Annotated in this window: 12 protein-coding genes and 2 tRNA genes; 2 read left to right on the forward strand and 12 right to left on the reverse strand. The window is 60.6% G+C overall.

The genetic code is table 11. The features are described from left to right. The 9 genes from BMY98_RS17980 to rnr form a co-directional block, all read right to left on the reverse strand. Positions 1-3,294 carry a transglutaminase family protein gene (locus tag BMY98_RS17980; protein WP_074891411.1) on the reverse strand — a complete coding sequence of 1,098 codons (3,294 nt, stop codon included), beginning with the start codon at positions 3,292-3,294 and terminating at the stop codon, positions 1-3. A gap of 246 nt (positions 3,295-3,540) precedes the next feature. Beyond that, positions 3,541-5,850, reverse strand: a complete 2,310-nt coding sequence (locus tag BMY98_RS17985) for a YgiQ family radical SAM protein (protein WP_074891413.1) — start codon at positions 5,848-5,850, stop codon at positions 3,541-3,543. Positions 5,851-6,017: 167 nt separating this feature from the next. After that, entirely contained in the window at positions 6,018-7,415 is a 1,398-nt protein-coding gene (dnaB, locus tag BMY98_RS17990; protein ID WP_065987793.1) for a replicative DNA helicase, read from the reverse strand. A gap of 149 nt (positions 7,416-7,564) precedes the next feature. Continuing rightward, positions 7,565-8,011: a 50S ribosomal protein L9 gene (rplI, locus tag BMY98_RS17995; protein WP_065987794.1), complete on the reverse strand. Its 447-nt coding sequence runs from the start codon at positions 8,009-8,011 to the stop codon at positions 7,565-7,567. Positions 8,012-8,030: 19 nt separating this feature from the next. Further along, on the reverse strand, positions 8,031-8,927 hold the full coding sequence (locus BMY98_RS18000) for a YybS family protein (RefSeq protein WP_065987795.1): 897 nt from the start codon (positions 8,925-8,927) through the stop codon (positions 8,031-8,033). 38 nt (positions 8,928-8,965) lie between these two features. After that, on the reverse strand, positions 8,966-9,196 hold the full coding sequence (gene rpsR, locus BMY98_RS18005; RefSeq protein ID WP_037015707.1) for a 30S ribosomal protein S18: 231 nt from the start codon (positions 9,194-9,196) through the stop codon (positions 8,966-8,968). Positions 9,197-9,224: 28 nt separating this feature from the next. After that, a complete protein-coding gene (rpsF, locus tag BMY98_RS18010; RefSeq protein ID WP_065987796.1) occupies positions 9,225-9,647 on the reverse strand; it encodes a 30S ribosomal protein S6 in 423 nt (140 codons plus the stop codon). Positions 9,648-9,898: 251 nt separating this feature from the next. Continuing rightward, on the reverse strand, positions 9,899-10,648 hold the full coding sequence (rlmB, locus tag BMY98_RS18015) for a 23S rRNA (guanosine(2251)-2'-O)-methyltransferase RlmB (protein ID WP_037015712.1): 750 nt from the start codon (positions 10,646-10,648) through the stop codon (positions 9,899-9,901). Continuing rightward, positions 10,645-13,263, reverse strand: a complete 2,619-nt coding sequence (gene rnr / locus BMY98_RS18020) for a ribonuclease R (RefSeq protein ID WP_074891414.1) — start codon at positions 13,261-13,263, stop codon at positions 10,645-10,647. The genes rlmB and rnr overlap by 4 nt, the downstream gene beginning before the upstream one ends. Before the next feature lie 213 nt (positions 13,264-13,476). Here rnr and BMY98_RS18025 point away from each other — a divergent pair. Then, positions 13,477-13,563: transfer RNA gene (locus tag BMY98_RS18025), tRNA-Leu, on the forward strand. Between the two features lie 193 nt (positions 13,564-13,756). Further along, positions 13,757-13,843: transfer RNA gene (locus BMY98_RS18030), tRNA-Leu, on the forward strand. Positions 13,844-13,911: 68 nt separating this feature from the next. Here the strand turns inward: BMY98_RS18030 and BMY98_RS18035 are convergent. The 3 genes from BMY98_RS18035 to BMY98_RS18045 all read right to left on the reverse strand — a co-directional run bounded on the left by BMY98_RS18035 (position 13,912) and on the right by BMY98_RS18045 (position 18,531). Further along, on the reverse strand, positions 13,912-15,846 hold the full coding sequence (locus BMY98_RS18035) for a methyl-accepting chemotaxis protein (protein ID WP_074891416.1): 1,935 nt from the start codon (positions 15,844-15,846) through the stop codon (positions 13,912-13,914). 150 nt (positions 15,847-15,996) lie between these two features. Beyond that, positions 15,997-17,289, reverse strand: a complete 1,293-nt coding sequence (locus BMY98_RS18040; protein ID WP_074891417.1) for an adenylosuccinate synthase — start codon at positions 17,287-17,289, stop codon at positions 15,997-15,999. 54 nt (positions 17,290-17,343) lie between these two features. Further along, positions 17,344-18,531 carry an ATP phosphoribosyltransferase regulatory subunit gene (locus BMY98_RS18045; protein ID WP_074891419.1) on the reverse strand — a complete coding sequence of 396 codons (1,188 nt, stop codon included), beginning with the start codon at positions 18,529-18,531 and terminating at the stop codon, positions 17,344-17,346. Positions 18,532-18,801: the final 270 nt, after the last annotated feature.

Here is an 18,801-nt window from a genome sequence, read left to right on the forward strand (position 1 = left end):
CTATCGATGCAGGCGCAGGTCCAGGGTCATCGGCAGCTCATCGTTGAGGGTGAGCCCAGGAACCTGCCGTTTGCCGGGGCTGTGGCCGACCCGGAAGAACCGCGCCAGACGCCGGCTTTCCGCTTCATTGGCGTTCACCGGCAGGGTCTCGTAATTACGCCCGCCAGGATGGGCCACATGATACTCGCAGCCCCCCAGCGAGCGCTGCATCCAGGTGTCGAGGATGTCGAAGACCAGCGGCGCATGCACCGGAATCGTCGGCTGCAACGCATTGGTTGGCTGCCAGGCGCGATAACGCACCCCCGCGACGAACTCGCCCACCCGCCCGGTCGGTTGCAGAGGCACCGACACGCCGTTGCAGGTGAGCATGTACCGCTGCGGCGGCAGACCGGTGACCTTCAGCTGCAAGCGCTCGAGTGATGAGTCCACATAACGAACCGCACCACCCGCTGCACCCTCCTCGCCCAACACGTGCCACGGCTCCAGCGCCTGGCGCAGCTCCAGCTCGATGCCGCTGACGGCGTAGTCGCCGACCTTCGGAAAGCGAAACTCCAGATGCGCCGCGAACCACTCGGCGCGCACGGGATAACCCGCGTCGTTGAGTTCGGCGATGACGTCGGCGAAATCCTGCTCGATGAAGTGCGGCAGCATGAAGCGGTCATGCAGCTCGGTGCCCCAGCGCGCCAGCTTCGCCGGTGCATAGGGCTCGCGCCAGAAACGCGCGACCAGTGCCCGCAGTAACAGCTGTTGCGCCAGGCTCATCCGCGCGTGCGGCGGCATCTCGAACGCGCGCAGCTCCAGCAGGCCCAAGCGCCCTGTGGCGCCGTCGGGCGAATAAAGTTTGTCGATGCAGAATTCGGCGCGATGGGTGTTGCCGGTCACGTCGATCAGCAAGTTGCGCAGCAGCCGATCCACCAGCCAGGGGGCGCATTCTTCGCCCGGCTTGGGCATCTGCGAAAAGGCGATTTCCAGCTCGTACAGCGAGTCGTTGCGTGCTTCGTCGACCCGCGGAGCTTGCGAGGTCGGGCCGATGAACAATCCGGAGAACAAGTAGGACAGCGACGGGTGGTTATGCCAGTAACTCAACAGGCTGCGCAGCAGATCCGGCCGGCGCAGGAAGGGCGAGTCGCCCGGCGTCGCGCCACCGAGGACAAAATGGTTGCCGCCGCCAGTGCCGGTGTGGCGGCCATCGATCATGAATTTCTCGGTGGTCAGCCGGGTCAGGCGCGCCTGTTCGTAGAGAAACTCGGTGCGTTCGACCAGCTCATCCCACGTCGACGACGGCTGCACGTTGACCTCAATCACGCCCGGATCCGGGGTGATGCGGAAGTTCGCCAGACGCGGATCGCTCGGCGGCTCGTAACCTTCCAGCAACACCGGGCAGCGCATGTCCTCGGCCGTCGCTTCGATGGCGGCGACCAATTCCAGATAGGCCTCAAGGGATTGCAGCGGCGGCATGAACAGATACAACCGCCCGCCCCGTGCTTCGGCGCTCAGTGCGGTGCGGGTCAGCCAATCGGCGGACTCGTCGATCTCGGGTTCGCGGTCAACGCTCGGGTCGCCCTGCTCTGCCAGGCCTTCCAGTCGCGACTGAACCTCGTCGCGGTCGGGCAATTCGGCAAATGCCTGGTTGTGATCGGTCGGGTGGATGTACGGGTATTCCGCCGCCTTGACCCACGGCTGCGAAGCCAGCGGCAAGCGATAGCCAAGGGCAGAGTCACCCGGCACCAGACGGCAATGCTCGTCGCGCAAGTACCAGCGGCCGCTCTGCCAGTGATCGTCGGCAGCGGTCCGCGCCAGCGGCAGAACGTGGCCGATGATCGTGTCCAGCCCTTGGGAAAACACTTTGCGCAGGCGCGCGCGTTCGAGGGGGTCTTCAAGGCGCGAGGCTTCGGCGCTGACATTTTTGGGCAGCGCGCCCTCACGCCACAGGTAATAGAAACGGTCTTCGTAAGCCGGGAAAACGTAGCGCGTCGGCAGCTTCAGCCGCTCGGCCACGCTGCGCAGGAAACTGCCCGCCATCTCGCTGTCGGCGCCATAGTCCCGGGCTTCGTCGGCAACCAGCGCGTTGTTGCGCCAGACCGGCTGCCCGTCCCGCCGCCAGAAGCAGTTCAGCGACCAGCGCGGCAACTGCTCACCGGGGTACCACTTGCCCTGACCGAAATGAACGATGCCCTGGGGCGCGTAATGGTTGCGCATGCGCTGGTACAACTCGGCGGAGAGCAAGCGCTTCTTCGGGCCCAGCGCGGCGGTGTTCCATTCATCGCCGTCACGGTCGTCGATGGAAACAAAGGTCGGCTCGCCGCCCATGGTCAGGCGTACGTCGTGGGCGACCAGATCGTTATCGATCTGACGTCCCAGCGCCTGGATGTCCTGCCACTGCTCTTCGGTGTAGGGCTTGGTGACGCGGGGCGCCTCCCAGATACGCTCCACCGACATCTCGTGGCTGAACTCGGTGTTGCAGGGCTCGACCATGCCACTGATCGGCGCCGCCGAAGACGGCTCGGGGCTGCACGCCAGCGGAATGTGCCCCTCACCGGCAAACAAGCCGGACGTAGCGTCAAGGCCCACCCAGCCAGCGCCCGGCAGGTACACCTCGCACCAAGCGTGCAAATCCGTGAAATCAACATCGGTGCCCGACGGTCCATCCAGCGCTTTGACATCGGCCTTGAGCTGAATCAGATACCCGGACACAAACCGCGCGGCGAGGCCCAGGTGACGCAGCAACTGCACCAGCAACCAGGCGGAGTCACGGCAGGAGCCAGACGCGTTTTCGAGGGTGTATTCCGGCGTTTGAATGCCCGGTTCCATGCGGATCAGGTAACCGATGTCATTGGCCAGACGCTGGTTGAGGCCGACGAGAAAGTCGATCGCCGGGATCGGCGTGCGGTCGATGCTGTCCAGATACGCCTGAAATCTTGGGGTCAGCGGCAGCTTTTCCAAATAGGGCTGCAGCTCGTGGTGCTCTTCGCGGGCATAGGTGAACGGGATCTTCTCGGCGTAGGGCTCAAGGAAGAAATCGAACGGATTGAAGACCGCCATCTCGGCGACCAGGTCCACTTCGATGCGCAGCTCGTTGGTCTTTTCCGGAAACACCAACCGCGCCAGGTAATTACCCTGCGGGTCCTGCTGCCAGTTGATGAAGTGGTTTTCGGGGAGGACTTTCAGCGAATACGACAATACACGCGTGCGGCTGTGAGCCGCCGGTCGCAAGCGGACGATCTGCGGACCCAGCTCAACCGCGCGTTCGTAGCGGTAATGCGTGACATGGTGCAAGGCAATGTGAATCGACACGGCGTGCCTCCTGCGAGCCTGGACGGTAACGGAGCTGCGCAAGACTTATGCCACCCCGGCAAATCAGGCGCCTCCGGCGTGGAGGATGCTTGTTCAGCCAGGCACAGCACCAAAATCGCGCCAGCCTCAACGAATGGTGCAAGGGTCGCACGGAAATGAGGCAGGTGGGGTTATTTGCACCGGAATGCAAAACGCCAGCTCGAAAGCTGGCGTTTTGTTGGAGCGAAGAAGCTTTGCGCGGGGCCCTTACCGTGGAAAAACCGGCTGGCGCGAAGGCTTCTTGCTTTTGCCGCCTTTGCCACCCTTGGCGGCATCCGCGCGCTCCTTGGCGGCGTCCCTGTTACGAGCCGCCGCGGCGGCCTTGGCCTCTTCACGCTTGTCCCAAGGCTTGCTACCGTCGCTTGCACGCTGAGGCAAGCCCGTGTGCTGCGTCAGGATCTTGGTGGTCTTGGCGACCTTGTGGCTACCGGCCGGCGTCGAGTTCTTGCGGCGCGCGCTCTGATAGCTATCGGTTTCCACCTGATGCAGCGGAATCAGTTGATGCTTGCCCGGCCCGATAAGATCGGCACGGCCCATCCGCTCCAGCGCTTCACGCAGCATCGGCCAGCCCTTCGGATCGTGGTAGCGCAGGAACGCCTTGTGCAGACGGCGCTGCTCCTCGCTCTTGACGATGGTGACCGAATCGCTCTTGTACGTGACCTTGCGCAGCGGGTTCTTGCCGGAGTGGTACATGGCGGTCGCACTGGCCATCGGCGACGGATAGAACGCCTGCACCTGATCCGCACGGAAGCCGTTGCCCTTGAGCCACAGCGCGAGGTTCATCATGTCTTCATCGGTCGTGCCCGGGTGGGCCGCGATGAAGTAAGGAATCAGGTACTGCTCTTTGCCCGCTTCCTTGGAGTACTTCTCGAACATGCGCTTGAATTTGTCATAGCTGCCAATGCCCGGCTTCATCATCTGGTTGAGCGGACCTTCTTCGGTGTGCTCAGGCGCAATCTTCAGGTAACCGCCGACGTGGTGGGTCACCAGTTCCTTGACGTACTCGGGCGATTCAACGGCCAGGTCGTAACGCAGACCGGACGCGATCAGAATCTTCTTCACGCCGGGCAGTTCACGGGCGCTGCGGTACAGCTGAATCAACGCCGAGTGATCGGTGTTCAGGTTCGGGCAGATACCCGGGAACACGCACGACGGCTTACGGCACGCGGATTCGATTTCCGGGCTCTTGCAGGCGATGCGATACATGTTCGCCGTCGGCCCGCCGAGGTCGGAAATCACGCCGGTAAAACCAGGAACCTTGTCACGGATCTCTTCGATCTCGCGAATGATCGAGTCGTGGGAGCGGTTCTGAATGATCCGGCCTTCGTGCTCGGTGATCGAGCAGAACGTACAGCCGCCGAAGCAGCCGCGCATGATGTTCACCGAGAAACGGATCATGTCGTAGGCCGGGATCTTCTCCTTGCCGTACACCGGGTGCGGAATGCGCGCGTAAGGCATGCCGAACACGTAGTCCATTTCTTCGGTGGTCATCGGAATGGGCGGCGGATTGAACCAGACGTCCACCTCGCCGTGCTTCTGAACCAGCGCGCGAGCGTTGCCCGGGTTGGTTTCCAGGTGCAGCACGCGGTTGGCGTGAGCATACAGAACCGCGTCGCCGCGGACCTTCTCCATCGACGGCAGGCGGATGACCGTTTTGTCGCGGGTCATGCGCGGGCTCGCCAGAATCTGCACGACCTTCGCTTCGTTCGGATCCTCAGCGTCACCCTTTTCCTGCTCAATGGCGCAGGCCTGGGTGTCTTGAGTGTTCACGTACGGGTTGATGATCTTGTCGATCTTGCCTGGACGGTCGATGCGCGTGGAGTCGACTTCGTACCAGCCTTCCGGCGTATCACGACGAATGAATGCCGTGCCGCGCACATCGGTGATGCTTTCGATCGTCTCGCCATAGGACAGGCGGGTGGCCACTTCGACGATGGCCCGCTCGGCGTTGCCGTACAGCAGGATATCGGCGCAGGCGTCGATCAGGATCGAGTTGCGAACCTTGTCCTGCCAGTAGTCGTAGTGAGCGATGCGGCGCAGCGATGCTTCGATGCCACCCAGAACGATCGGCACGTTCTTGTAGGCTTCCTTGCAGCGCTGGCTGTAGACCAGACTCGCACGGTCCGGACGCTTGCCCGCCATGCCACCCGGCGTGTACGCATCGTCGGAGCGAATCTTTTTGTCGGCGGTGTAACGGTTGATCATCGAATCCATGTTGCCGGCCGCGACGCCGAAGAACAGGTTCGGCTCGCCGAGCTTCATGAAGTCGTCTTTTGACTTCCAGTCAGGCTGCGCAATGATCCCGACGCGGAAGCCCTGGGACTCCAGCAGCCGGCCGATGATTGCCATGCCAAATGAAGGGTGATCGACGTAGGCATCACCCGTGACAATGATGATGTCGCAGGAATCCCAGCCAAGCTGATCCATTTCTTCCCGGCTCATCGGCAGGAAAGGCGCTGGTCCGAAACATTCGGCCCAGTATTTCGGATAGTCAAATAACGGCTTGGCTGCTTGCATATCGATGACCAGTGTTCGTGTCAGGGGGCGATTTCGCGTGGAAATTCGCGGTCGCGGAGAATAGCACAAATTTTGATCAAGTCCGACGACAGTAGTCGGATAAGTGATCGGCATGACTCTCGACTCTGGAGCCCTTCGGGCCTCAAAGTCGCGATCCAGAGCCCTACTTATTCATCATCATCAAAGTTGTAACTACCCGGCGCGAGATTTTCGAAGCGGGTGTACTTGCCGATGAAAGCCAGCCGGATGAACCCGATCGGGCCGTTCCGCTGCTTGCCGATGATGATTTCAGCGATGCCCTTGTGTTCGGTCTCGGGGTGATACACCTCATCCCGGTACACGAACATGATGACGTCTGCGTCCTGCTCGATCGCTCCGGATTCCCGCAAGTCGGAGTTCACCGGGCGCTTGTTGGGACGCTGCTCCAGGGAGCGGTTGAGCTGGGACAGCGCGACGACCGGGCAATTGAATTCCTTGGCGAGCGCTTTCAGGGAACGGGAGATCTCGGAAATCTCGTTGGTCCGGTTATCGCCGCTCGATCCAGGGATCTGCATCAGCTGCAGGTAGTCGATCATGATCAGGCCGATGTCGCCGTGTTCGCGGACCAGACGCCGGGTACGCGCGCGCATCTCCGACGGGCTGATGCCGGCCGTATCGTCGATGAACAGCTTGCGATCGTTGAGCAGGTTGACCGCCGATGTCAGGCGCGGCCAGTCATCGTCATCGAGCTGACCAGAACGCACCTTGGTCTGGTCGATACGACCCAGCGACGAAAGCATACGCATGATCAGCGATTCGCCTGGCATCTCAAGCGAATAAACCAGCACCACCTTGTCGCTGCGCAGCACCGCGTTTTCCACGAGGTTCATCGCGAAGGTGGTCTTACCCATCGACGGACGGCCTGCGACAATGATCAGGTCAGACTGCTGCAGACCACTGGTCTTTTCGTCCAGGTCGGCGTAGCCCGTGGAGAGGCCGGTAATGCCGTCGCCGATGTTGAACAGCGTGTCGATGCGGTCAATGGCACGGGTCAGCAGGTCGTTGACGCTGACCGGACCGCCTGTCTTTGGCCGCGCCTCGGCGATCTGAAAGATCTGCCGTTCGGCCTCGTCAAGAATCTCTTCAGCGGTACGCCCTTCCGGGTTGAACGCACTGTCGGCGATTTCGGTACTGATGCCGATCAACTGGCGCAGCGTCGCGCGCTGACGAACGATCTGGGCATAGGCCTTGATGTTCGCAACAGACGGAATGTTCTTCGCCAGCTCGGACAGGTAGCCCAGGCCACCGACTTGCGAAGTCTGGCCTTCTTTATCCAGCTGTTCGGCCAGGGTCACGACGTCGATCGGCTGGTTTTGATCGGCCAGCTTGGCGATGGCGCGGAATATCAGACGGTGGTCATGACGATAGAAGTCGCCATCCGACACCTGATCAAGCACGCGCTCCCAGGCGTTGTTGTCCAGCATCAAACCACCGAGCACGGCCTGTTCGGCCTCGATGGAATGCGGCGGCACCTTCAGGGCAGCGGTTTGCAGGTCATATTGCTCAGGAGCGGAGATGTCGTTCATGGCCACACAGAAATCAGGGGGTTGAATCAGGATACTCAGAAATGACAAAGGGCACGACCTGCGAACAGGAACGTGCCCAATGCTAACCGACCGAGGAGCAACTCATCAGCCGGTCAGACTTCTGCACCGAAGTGCAGAAACCATACTGCTTAAGCAGCTACAACAACAACGCGAACGGTAGCTTCAACATCGCTGTGCAGGTGCACGGCTACGTCGTATTCGCCAACGTTACGGATGGTGCCGTTCGGCAGACGAACTTCAGCTTTAGCCACTTCAACGCCGGAGGCCGTCAGTGCGTCAGCGATGTCGTGAGTACCGATCGAACCGAACAGCTTGCCTTCGTCACCAGCGGTGGCAGTGATAGTCACTTCCAGCTCAGCCAGTTGAGCAGCACGAGTTTCAGCAGAAGCTTTCTTCTCGGCGGCAGCTTTTTCCAGCTCTGCACGACGCTCTTCAAACGCGGCCACGTTGGCAGCGGTTGCAGCGGTTGCTTTGCCGAAAGGCAGCAGGAAGTTACGACCGTAGCCAGCCTTAACGTTTACTTTATCGCCCAGGTTGCCCAGGTTGGCGACTTTTTCCAGCAGGATGAGTTCCATTTGGTAAAACCTCTTAACTTTAACCTTCACCGTTCGCAGAACCGTTATCGGCATCTTTCGACGCCAGACGGCCGCGAAAATCAATCAGGCTGTCGACAATGGCAAACACCACCAGCAACGGATAGATCAGCTGCATGAACAGCAACAGCGTGACGTACAACCCCACCAGCCAGAACCGTGTCAGGCGCTTTGCAGCCACCAGACCGTGAATCAGGGCCAGGCCCGCGAACATGAGCGGCACGCTGCACAACGGTGTCAGCATCGCCAGTTGAGGACCGAAGTTCGGCCCCACCAACATGCACACCAGCAGCACCAGCATCGGTGCCCGCGGGAGTTTCAGGCTGCGAAATTCGCGTCCGAAACCGCCCGGGTTATACAACAACGCCTGCCAGTACCGCCCAAGGAGCAGGCATACCACGCTGACGATCTGCAACAACGCTGCAATCAGGCCATTGAGGACCGGTGTAATCAGTGCCCCAAGACGCGCTCGCTCTTCTACCGACATCTGCTGGTAGACATCACCGAAGACGTGGGGCAAGAGCTTTTGCAGCTCCCCCGCCATGGCTTCGATGGGCTCGCGAAAGACCGCGCCCAGAACCACTGCATACAACAATCCAACCGCCACGCTGACCAGCAGCACGCGGACCCAGGACTCGCTGGCACGCAACACGGCGGCCAGCCCCCAGGAACCCAGCAACACCATCAGGGTGCGAGGTTCACCGAAATACCACCAGACCAACGCCGGCAGCAGAGCCCAGGCAAGGACGCCCAGGGCGTCACTCATCCCGCGTCGCAGGAGCACAAGGCAACCTGCGGCAGCACTCAACCAGAACAACAGCGGCAATGCCGCACATCCAACCACTACGAGAGTGGCCTGCATGCGGCCGCGCATGATGAATTCAGCCATGGCGCGCATGCGATCTATCCCTTACTGCGTTTGTCGACTACCTGGTCTCAGCGGCCGTGGCTGTCGGTGTAGGCCAACAGGGCCAGGAAGCGGGCGCGCTTGATAGCGGTAGCCAGCTGACGCTGATAACGAGCTTTGGTACCAGTAATGCGGCTAGGAACGATCTTGCCGGTTTCAGATACGTAGGCTTTCAGGGTGTTGAGATCTTTGTAATCGATCTCCTTCACATTTTCAGCTGTGAAGCGGCAGAATTTACGACGACGGAAGAAACGTGCCATGTAATGGGCTCCTCAAAAGGTCCGTGGATTACTCGTCAGCGTTATCGCTGTTGTCGCTGTCATCACCATCGGCGCCATCGGCGTCGGAGTGCTCAGGACGGTCGCGACGCTCACGGCGCTCACTGCGGTTTTCTTCAGCCTTGAGCATTTCGGACTGGCCAGTAACAGCTTCGTCGCGACGGATGACAAGGTTACGGATCACGGCATCGTTGTAACGGAAGTTGTCTTCCAGCTCGGCCAGAGCCTTGCCAGTGCACTCAACGTTCAGCATCACGTAGTGAGCCTTGTGAACATTGTTGATTGCATAGGCCAGTTGACGACGGCCCCAATCTTCCAGACGGTGGATCTTGCCGCCGTCTTCTTCGATCAGCTTGGTGTAACGCTCAACCATGCCGCCGACTTGCTCGCTCTGGTCCGGGTGAACCAGAAAGATGATTTCGTAATGACGCATGAATGCTCCTTACGGGTTGTAGCCTGCCGCCAAAGCGGTCAGACAAGGAGTGAATAACACTGGTTTATCTTGCACAGGGACAGGCACATGAGCGCCTGCCATGACAGCAAGGGGCGCAATTGTAGAGAAGGGGTCGGAGGGGCGCAAGGAGATTGGTGAATATTTGAACAATGATGCTGAGCTACAAGCTACAAGCCGGAGCGTGACTGGCTTGAGCTTGAGGCTTGCAGCTTGCAGCTCGCTACTGACGACTACTTCTTGGCAGCGGCGCGCTGGCGCAGGGCTTCGAACAGGCAGACGCCTGTCGCGACCGAAACGTTGAGGCTGCTGACGCTACCCGCCATCGGCAGGCGCACCAGATAGTCGCAATGCTCGCGGGTCAGGCGTCGCATGCCTTTGCCTTCGGCGCCCATGATCAGAATGGTCGGGCCGGTCAGGTCCTGCTGGTACAACTCCTGCTCCGCCTCACCCGCAGTGCCGACGACCCACAGGCCGCGCTGCTGGAGTTTTTCCAGCGTGCGCGCCAGGTTGGTCACGGCGACGAGAGGAATGACCTCCGCCGCACCGCATGCCACTTTCCGAACGGTCGGCGTCAATGTCGCGGACTTGTCCTTGGGCACGATCACTGCCAGTGCGCCCGCCGCATCGGCAGTCCGCAGGCAGGCACCGAGATTATGAGGATCGGTGACGCCATCCAGAACCAGGATCAGCGGCGGACCTTCGGTGCGGTCCAGCAGCTCGTCGAGCATTGCCTCGCCCCAGACCTGGCTCGGACTGACGTCCGCCACCACGCCCTGATGAACACCTTCTACCCAGGCGTCCATTTCTCGACGCTCGGCCTGCCCCACCGACACACGATTCTGCGCGGCGAGCTCGATGAGCACCTGAACCCGTGGGTCGCTGCGCCCTTCAGCCAGCCAGATCTGTTTGACCCGCTTTGGGTGATGACGCAACAGCGCCTCTACGGCATGAACACCGTAGATTTTTTCCAGCTGACTCATGACTTGGCCTTAGGTTTGCGCACGCTGCCACTGCCCGAAGCAGAGGTCGAGCCCGACTTGGACGACCCCTTGCGATGTTTGCTGGTTTTACCTGAGGCGCCAGCGGAATCACTCGTCGACTTTCCCGACGATGCCTTGCTACCACCCTTGGCTTCGGTCAGCAGCGCTTTCTTCATTTCCCGGCTTTTGCGCACTTCTGCGTTCTTGGCAGCCGCGTCACCGGGCCGATAGGCCTCGGCAACAGGCTCTTTTGCAGTGCGGCGACCAGACTTGGAAGCAGATGACGATTCCTTCGAGTCCTTGCCCTTATCTGCCGCAGCAGGTTCAGACGTTCGACGCTTACGGCCAATGGGCGCGCTGGTGGTCTTTTCGGACATTTCGAAGTCGATCTTGCGCTCGTCAAGATCAACGCGCATGACGCGCACTTCAACGGTGTCGCCCAGGCGGAAGCTACGACCTGTGCGCTCGCCAGCCAGACGATGGTGGACCGGATCGAAGTGGTAGTAGTCACCCGGCAATGCGGTGACGTGGACCAAGCCTTCGACGTAGATATCGGTCAGCTCGACGAACAGACCAAAGCCGGTGACAGCTGTGATCACGCCCGGGAACGACTCGCCAACGCGGTCTTTCATGAACTCGCATTTCAGCCAGTTCGTGACGTCGCGGGTCGCCTCATCGGCACGGCGCTCGCTCATCGAGCACTGCTCGCCCAACTGCTCGAGCATCGGCTCGTCGTATGGGTAAATGCGCGCCTTCGGAATGACAGGAGCACCGGCACGGCGAACGTGCGGCGTTTCCTGCTTGGAGCGGATCACACTGCGGATGGCGCGGTGAGTCAGCAAGTCCGGGTAGCGACGAATCGGCGAGGTGAAGTGGGTGTACGCCTCGTAATTCAAGCCGAAGTGCCCGTGGTTATCGGAGCTGTATACCGCCTGACTCAACGAACGCAGCATAACGGTCTGGATCAGGTGGTAATCCGGACGGTCCTTGATGGTTTCGAGCAGCGCCTGATAGTCCTTCGGCGTCGGGCCGTCTTTGCCCTTGTGCAGGGAGAGCCCCAATTCGCCGAGGAAAGCACGCAGCTTTTCCAGGCGCTCTGGCGGCGGACCGTCGTGGACGCGGTACAGCGCAGGAATCTCGTGCTTCTTGAGAAACGCTGCAGTCGCCACGTTCGCCGCAAGCATGCACTCTTCAATCAGCTTGTGCGCATCGTTGCGAGTGGTCGGACGGATCTCGGCGATTTTGCGCTCGGTCCCGAAAATGATCCGGGTTTCCTGGGTTTCAAAATCGATGGCACCGCGAACATGCCGGGCACCCAGCAGGACTTTGTACAGCGCATAAAGCTGCTTCAGGTGCGGCACGACGTCGCCATACTGCTCGCGCAGCTGCTTGGCTTCGGCGGCTTTCGGATGCTCCAGCATCGAGCTGACTTTGTTGTAGGTCAGACGCGCATGGGAGTGAATCACGGCTTCGTAGAAAACGTAGTCGGTCATCTCGCCGGTTTTGGAAATCGTCATCTCGCAGACCATCGCCAGACGATCAACCAGCGGATTCAGCGAGCACAAGCCGTTGGACAGTTGCTCAGGCAGCATCGGGATCACGCGCTCGGGGAAATACACCGAGTTGCCGCGCACCTGAGACTCAGCGTCCAGCGCCGAACCGAGTTTCACGTAGCTTGATACGTCGGCGATGGCCACGTAGAGCTTCCAGCCGCCGGAGAACAGGCGCAGCTTGCCGGGTTTGGCTTCGCAGAAAACAGCATCATCGAAGTCGCGAGCATCTTCGCCGTCGATGGTGACGAATGGAAGGTGACGCAGATCGACGCGGTTTTCCTTGTCCTTCTCTTCGACTTCCGGCTTGAGCTTGGCGGCTTCTTTCAGCACAGCCTCGGGCCAGACGTGAGGGATGTCGTAGGTACGCAGCGCGACATCGATCTCCATGCCGGGCGCCATGTAATTGCCCACCACCTCAACCACGTCGCCTTGCGGCTGGAAACGCGGGGTCGGCCAGTGGGTGATTTTCACCTCGACGAACTGACCGACCTTGGCGCCGTTGTTACGGCCCGGTGTGATCAGCACTTCTTGCTGGATTTTTGGGTTGTCCGGCTGGACGAAACCGATGCCGCTTTCTTCGAAGTAGCGGCCCACTACGGTTTCGTGCGCGCGGGAGATGACTTCGACGATCACGCCTTCGCGGCGACCGCGACGGTCAAGACCCGAGACGCGCGCCAATGCACGGTCACCATCGAACACCAGGCGCATTTGCGCAGGGCTCATGAACAGGTCGTCCGAACCGTCATCCGGAACCAGAAAGCCGAAGCCGTCACGGTGGCCGCTGATGCGACCCAGGATGAGGTCCAGCTTGTCGACTGGCGCGTACGTGCCGCGACGGGTGTAAATCAATTGCGCGTCGCGCTCCATGGCACGGAGCCGACGTCGCAAGGCCTCGATCTGATCTTCAGTCGTCAGGCCAAACTCTTCCACCAACTGCTCGCGGGCAGCGGGCGAACCGCGCTCGGAGAGGTGCGCCAGAATCAGCTCACGGCTAGGGATGGGGTTTTCGTATTTTTCCGCTTCACGAGCGGCCTCGGGATCGAGGGACTGCCAATCGGCCATTAGAATGAATTCACCTTATCTGTATGTAATTAGTTTGGCATATACCAGATTGAAACGCGAAGACAGCGTTTGCTGGGACTTTTCGCTATTTCAAATTATTTTTGCACGGGGGCTTTACAGCCTTCAATCTCCTCCGTAAGATGCGCCCCACAACGACGGCACTGCCAAGTTGTAGTTGAAATCAAACGAAATATCGAATGAAATCAACGAACTGCCCAGATGGTGAAATTGGTAGACACGCCAGCTTCAGGTGCTGGTGACCGCAAGGTCGTGGAAGTTCGAGTCTTCTTCTGGGCACCAATTCAACGAAACCGAGCCTTGGCTCGGTTTTGTGCATTTTATGGTTTGAAAAGTCAAGTCTGGCAAACAGCGCTCAGCGTAGATCACTTCCCCTGCCCTCTCCCATGGGGCAAACGAATCGCTGAACAGCCTCCCGAAGAAATTCAAAAATTCAGTTGCACTCCTGCGAAAAATCTAATTAAATCAGCGCCATGCCCAGATGGTGAAATTGGTAGACACGCCAGCTTCAGGTGCTGGTGACCGCAAGGTCGTGGAAGTTCGAGTCTTCTTCTGGGCACCAAACAAACAAAACCGAGCCGAGTGCTCGGTTTTGTGCTTTCTGGGGTCTGCCATAAACCCCAGCCGTCCCTACGCCCGGAACTGTCCCAGACTGGCCTTGAGCTGGGCGGCGAGCCTGTCCAGCGTCTTGCCGCTGGCAGTCGTTTCCACCACGGCCTGCGCAGCCTTCTCGGCCTGGGCGTGAATCACCTCTACCCGCCCCCGCACCGCTTGCGCGCCCTGAGCCTGATGCTCTGCCGCCCGGGTCGCCAGGCCAATCGCCGCATGCACCTGCTCGACAGACACCTGCACCGATTGCTGCAGCCGAGCGCTGTCCTTCAGCACCGCGAGCCCTTCCTTTGCCTGACGCCCGGCCAGACCAATCGTTGCCACTGCTTCGCGCGCCCCGGATTGCAGCTTGGCGATGTGCTCCTGGATATCGCCCGTTGAGCTTTGCGTCTTGCTCGCCAACGCGCGCACTTCATCGGCGACAACGGCGAAACCTCGACCGGTCTCGCCGGCGCGCGCAGCCTCAATGGCAGCATTGAGAGCAAGCAGGTTGGTTTGCTCGGCGATGCCATGGATCACTTCCAGCACCACTTCGATCTGCTGGCTTTGCTGCGCCAGCCGCTCGATGACCTGGGCACCGGTCTCCACCTGCCCGGCCAGCGCCTCGATCAAGCTACCGACCTGATTGGAGGTGCGCGTGTTTTCATCGGTCGCCTGACGAATGTCCACCACCTGCCGCAGCGCTGCCTGCATTGCCTGGCTCTCGGCCTGCGCTTCGTCAGCCATCTGCGCCAGCGCTTGAAGGCTCGCAGCCACCTCATCGCGCTGCAACTCGGCTGCAGCGCCAGCACCTGCATTGCGCTTGCTCATGGCGCCAATCTCGACGCCAGTCTGCTGCGCCACATCCCCTGCCTCTCGAACGATCGGCTGCAACTTGTCGACAAAGCGGTTCACGGCCGCGGCCATGTCGCCTATCTCATCGTTGCTGTTGAGTTTGACGCGTTTGGTCAGATCACCTTCGCCTGCCGCCAGATCATCCAGCGCGCGGCTGAGCAACTGCAAGCGCAGCACGACGCGGCGCCCCAGCACGATGGCCAGCAGCACCAGCACGCCGAGCCCCACCAGAGACAGCCCGACACCGATTCTCCAGCGCAGCGTGGTCGCGGCCTCCTGCACAGCGGAGCTGGTATTGCCTGCCATCGCGGCGGCCGAAGATTGCGCCGCCTGCAGACGCGAGCGCAACGCCGCAGAACTCTCGGCGGCCGCGCCGCCAAGACTTTCCGAAACCAGTTGATCACCGCTGCCGATCAGCGCAACGAAGCGCTTGTCCAGCGCCGCCAGATTTTCTTCTACCGAGGTGGTCGACACACCCATACGAACTTTGCCGATCTCCACGCCGTTGGGACTGATGGAAGCTTCAACGTAGTAAACCGAAGGGTCCTTCTGCGCTGCATTCAGGACCTTGTCCATGGCGCGCTCGCCCTCGCCTTTCGCCAGCAAGGCTTTGACCGATTCATTCTCGCGATTCAGGTAACGCGTCAAATGCTCGCCCTGAGCATCGTCGTAGACCACGAACAGCACGTTCGGATTGCGTTGCGCACGTCGGGCGAACTCCGACAGCGTCGGCGTATCGCCATCCCACATCGCTCGCGGCGCGACAGCAGCCAGCAACTCGGCCATGTCCGTCGCCGAATCCCGAAGATCTTTCTCCAGCGTCGCACGCAGTTGCTTCTGTTCATCCTTTAGGCGCGTCGACAGGCCGGCACTCAAGCGCTGACGTGTATTTTGCGAAAGACTGTCGAGACTGGACGTTACGTCGCGGCTCGCCTGCTCCAGTTCGCCGGTCAAGTGTTGCGAATCTACACTCAGCCGCGACGCAAGCTCAGCTTCGAGCGCAATGACGGTGCTCCGAGTAAGAGCGACGGCAACCAGCACTTGCACCAGAAGGGCGATACCAAGAGCAATGAATACGGGCCGCAGCAAGCGACTGCGCATAAGAGAAGTAACGGCCGACACAGGAGATCCCTCACCACACACGCCATCAAAATGCTGGCATCGTTTTATAAGTGGAATCACAGCAAGGGTCGTGCCGCAGTGCAGCGCAGTTTTCAGCGGGCAAAACAAAGGGCCGCCGAGGCGACCCTTTGTTTGCGCTTCAACGACTTATCAGTCGAACGGATGACGCAGAACGATCGTCTCGTTACGGTCAGGGCCCGTCGAAATAATGTCGATCGGTGCGCCGACCAGCTCTTCGAGACGCTTGATGTAAGCGCGAGCGTTGGCAGGCAACTCTTCCAGGGTCTTGGCACCCAGGGTCGACTCGGACCAGCCCGGCACTTCTTCGTACACTGGCTCCAGGCCGATGTAGCTATCGGCGTCCGTCGGCGCTTCGATCACTGCACCGTTCTCGTTCTTGTAGCCCACGCAGATGTTGATGGTCTCGAGACCGTCAAGCACGTCCAGCTTGGTCAGGCAGATGCCCGAGATGCTGTTGACGTCGATGGCGCGGCGCAGGATGACAGCGTCGAACCAGCCACAGCGACGCGCACGACCTGTGGTCGCACCGAACTCGTGGCCACGCTTGGCCAGGAACGCACCAACGTCGTCGAACAGTTCAGTCGGGAACGGGCCCGAACCCACGCGAGTGGTGTAGGCCTTGGTGATGCCCAGGATGTAATCCAGGTACATCGGACCCATGCCCGAACCGGTAGCGATGCCGCCTGCAGTAGTGTTCGAACTGGTGACGTACGGGTAGGTACCGTGGTCGATGTCCAGCAATGAACCCTGGGCACCTTCGAACATGATGTCTTTGCCGGCGCGACGCATTTCGTGCAGCGTTGCGGTCACGTCGAGCATCATCGGCTTGAGCAGCTCGGCGTATTCCATGCACTCGTCGAGCGTCTTTTGGAAGTCGATCGCCGGCTCTTTGTAGTAGTTGACCAGAACGAAGTTGTGGTAATCCAGCAGCTCGCCCAGCTTGGCGGCGAAGCGTTCGCGGTGGAACAGATCACCGATGCGCAGACCACGACGCGCAACCTTGTCTTCGTATGCCGGGCCAATGCCGCGACCGGTGGTGCCGATCTTGTGCTCGCCACGGGCCTTTTCGCGGGCCTGATCAAGGGCCACGTGATAGGACAGGATCAGCGGGCAGGACGGGCTGATGCGCAGACGCTCGCGCACCGGAATGCCTTTATCTTCGAGCTTGGTGATTTCGCGCATGAGTGCATCAGGCGCGACGACCACACCGTTGCCGATCAGGCACTGCACGCCTTCGCGCAGGACGCCGGACGGAATCAGGTGCAGGACGGTTTTTTCGCCGTCGATCACCAGCGTGTGACCAGCGTTGTGGCCACCTTGATAGCGCACTACCGCAGTTGCATGTTCGGTCAGCAGATCAACGATCTTGCCTTTGCCCTCATCACCCCATTGGGTGCCCAGGACTACGACATTCTTACCCATAACACTTGTCCTCATTCGCGCAAACTTGGTGCCGGCAGCGGCCGGCGGGGAAACTCAAGAGGCCAGCGGCATTACCTGCCAACGCTCGCCCTGCTGAATCAATTGCCGATCACAGTCGGCGTCTTGCGCCGCTGAAACCGGTTGGCCTGGCAACGCCTGAACCACGCGCTGACCCTCGGCGCGCAGCTGACAGACCTTTTGCCACAGCGCCGCATCGGTGCTGTCAGGCATCCAGATGCCGCCAGACGGCAGCTCGATCTGCGCCTGACCGCGTGTCACCAGGGTTTTCAAATCGGTTGAAAAACCCGTCGCCGGGCGCGCACGACCAAAGTCAGCACCAATGTCATCGTACCGACCGCCCTGGGCAATCGACTGACCGACACCCGGGACGAAGACCGCAAACACCACGCCGGTGTGGTAGTGGTAGCCGCGCAACTCGCCAAGGTCAAAGTAGAACGGTAGCTCAGGGAATCGGGCAGAGAGACGTTCGGCGATTTCCTGCAGATCATCCAGCGCTTCAATGACCGGCGCCGGCGCGTTCGCCAGACGGTCGCGCGCCTGTGCCAACACCGTGCGGTCGCCACACAGATCCACCAGCGCGCGCAGCATGCTGGCCAGCTCGGCCGGCAGACCTTCGGTCAACGCAATGACCTCGTCGATGGCCTTGCGCTGCAGCGCATCAAACAGCTGTTGTTCGACTTCGCCGGACAACCCGGCAGCGCGGGCAAGACCACGGTAAATCCCGACGTGCCCCAGGTCCATATGGACTTCCGGCACATCCGCCAGTTGCAGCATCGCCAGCATGAGGCTGATGACTTCGACGTCGCTGCTCGGGCTTGCGTCGCCATACAGCTCGGCGCCCAGCTGGATCGGGCTGCGCGAGGACGACAATGCACGCGGCTGGGCATGCAGCACGCTGCCAGCGTAGCAGAGACGGCTTGGGCCTTCACGACGCAGGGTGTGCGCGTCGATGCGGGCGACCTGCGGCGTGATGTCCGCGCGGAAACCCATCTGCCGACCCGATTGCGGGTCGACCACTTTGAAGGTGCGCAGATCCAGATCCTGACCCGCACCGGTGAGCAGTGATTCAAGGTATTCGATGTGCGGGGTCACGACAAACTCGTAGCCCCAGCTCTGAAACAGATCCAGCACCTGACGACGCGCGACTTCAATACGCGCAGCTTCCGGCGGCAGTACTTCTTCGATGCCATCCGGCAGCAGCCAGCGGTCAACCGTTGCCATTACGCCTTTCCCCTATGATCCGGGCGGCTGGCCCTTGGGCAAGCCTTGAGTGAAGCAGACAGCATTCTGCGGACGCTGGGCGAGGAAATGTCCTCTGCCCGATGCGCCGCCCTATCGTGAACACCGTCCTCGAAAAAACTGCCGCGCACGGAACACGCCACGGCCAATCAATCGTGCAGACGCAAAAAAGCCGGGAATTTCCCGGCTGCCGCATCATACACACGTTTTGTCGCGCGATCACCCCGACGGGCAGTTTTGCCGCCCGGCGGA

Origin of the sequence: Pseudomonas graminis (assembly GCF_900111735.1) — a bacterium.
GTDB lineage: Bacteria > Pseudomonadota > Gammaproteobacteria > Pseudomonadales > Pseudomonadaceae > Aquipseudomonas > Aquipseudomonas graminis.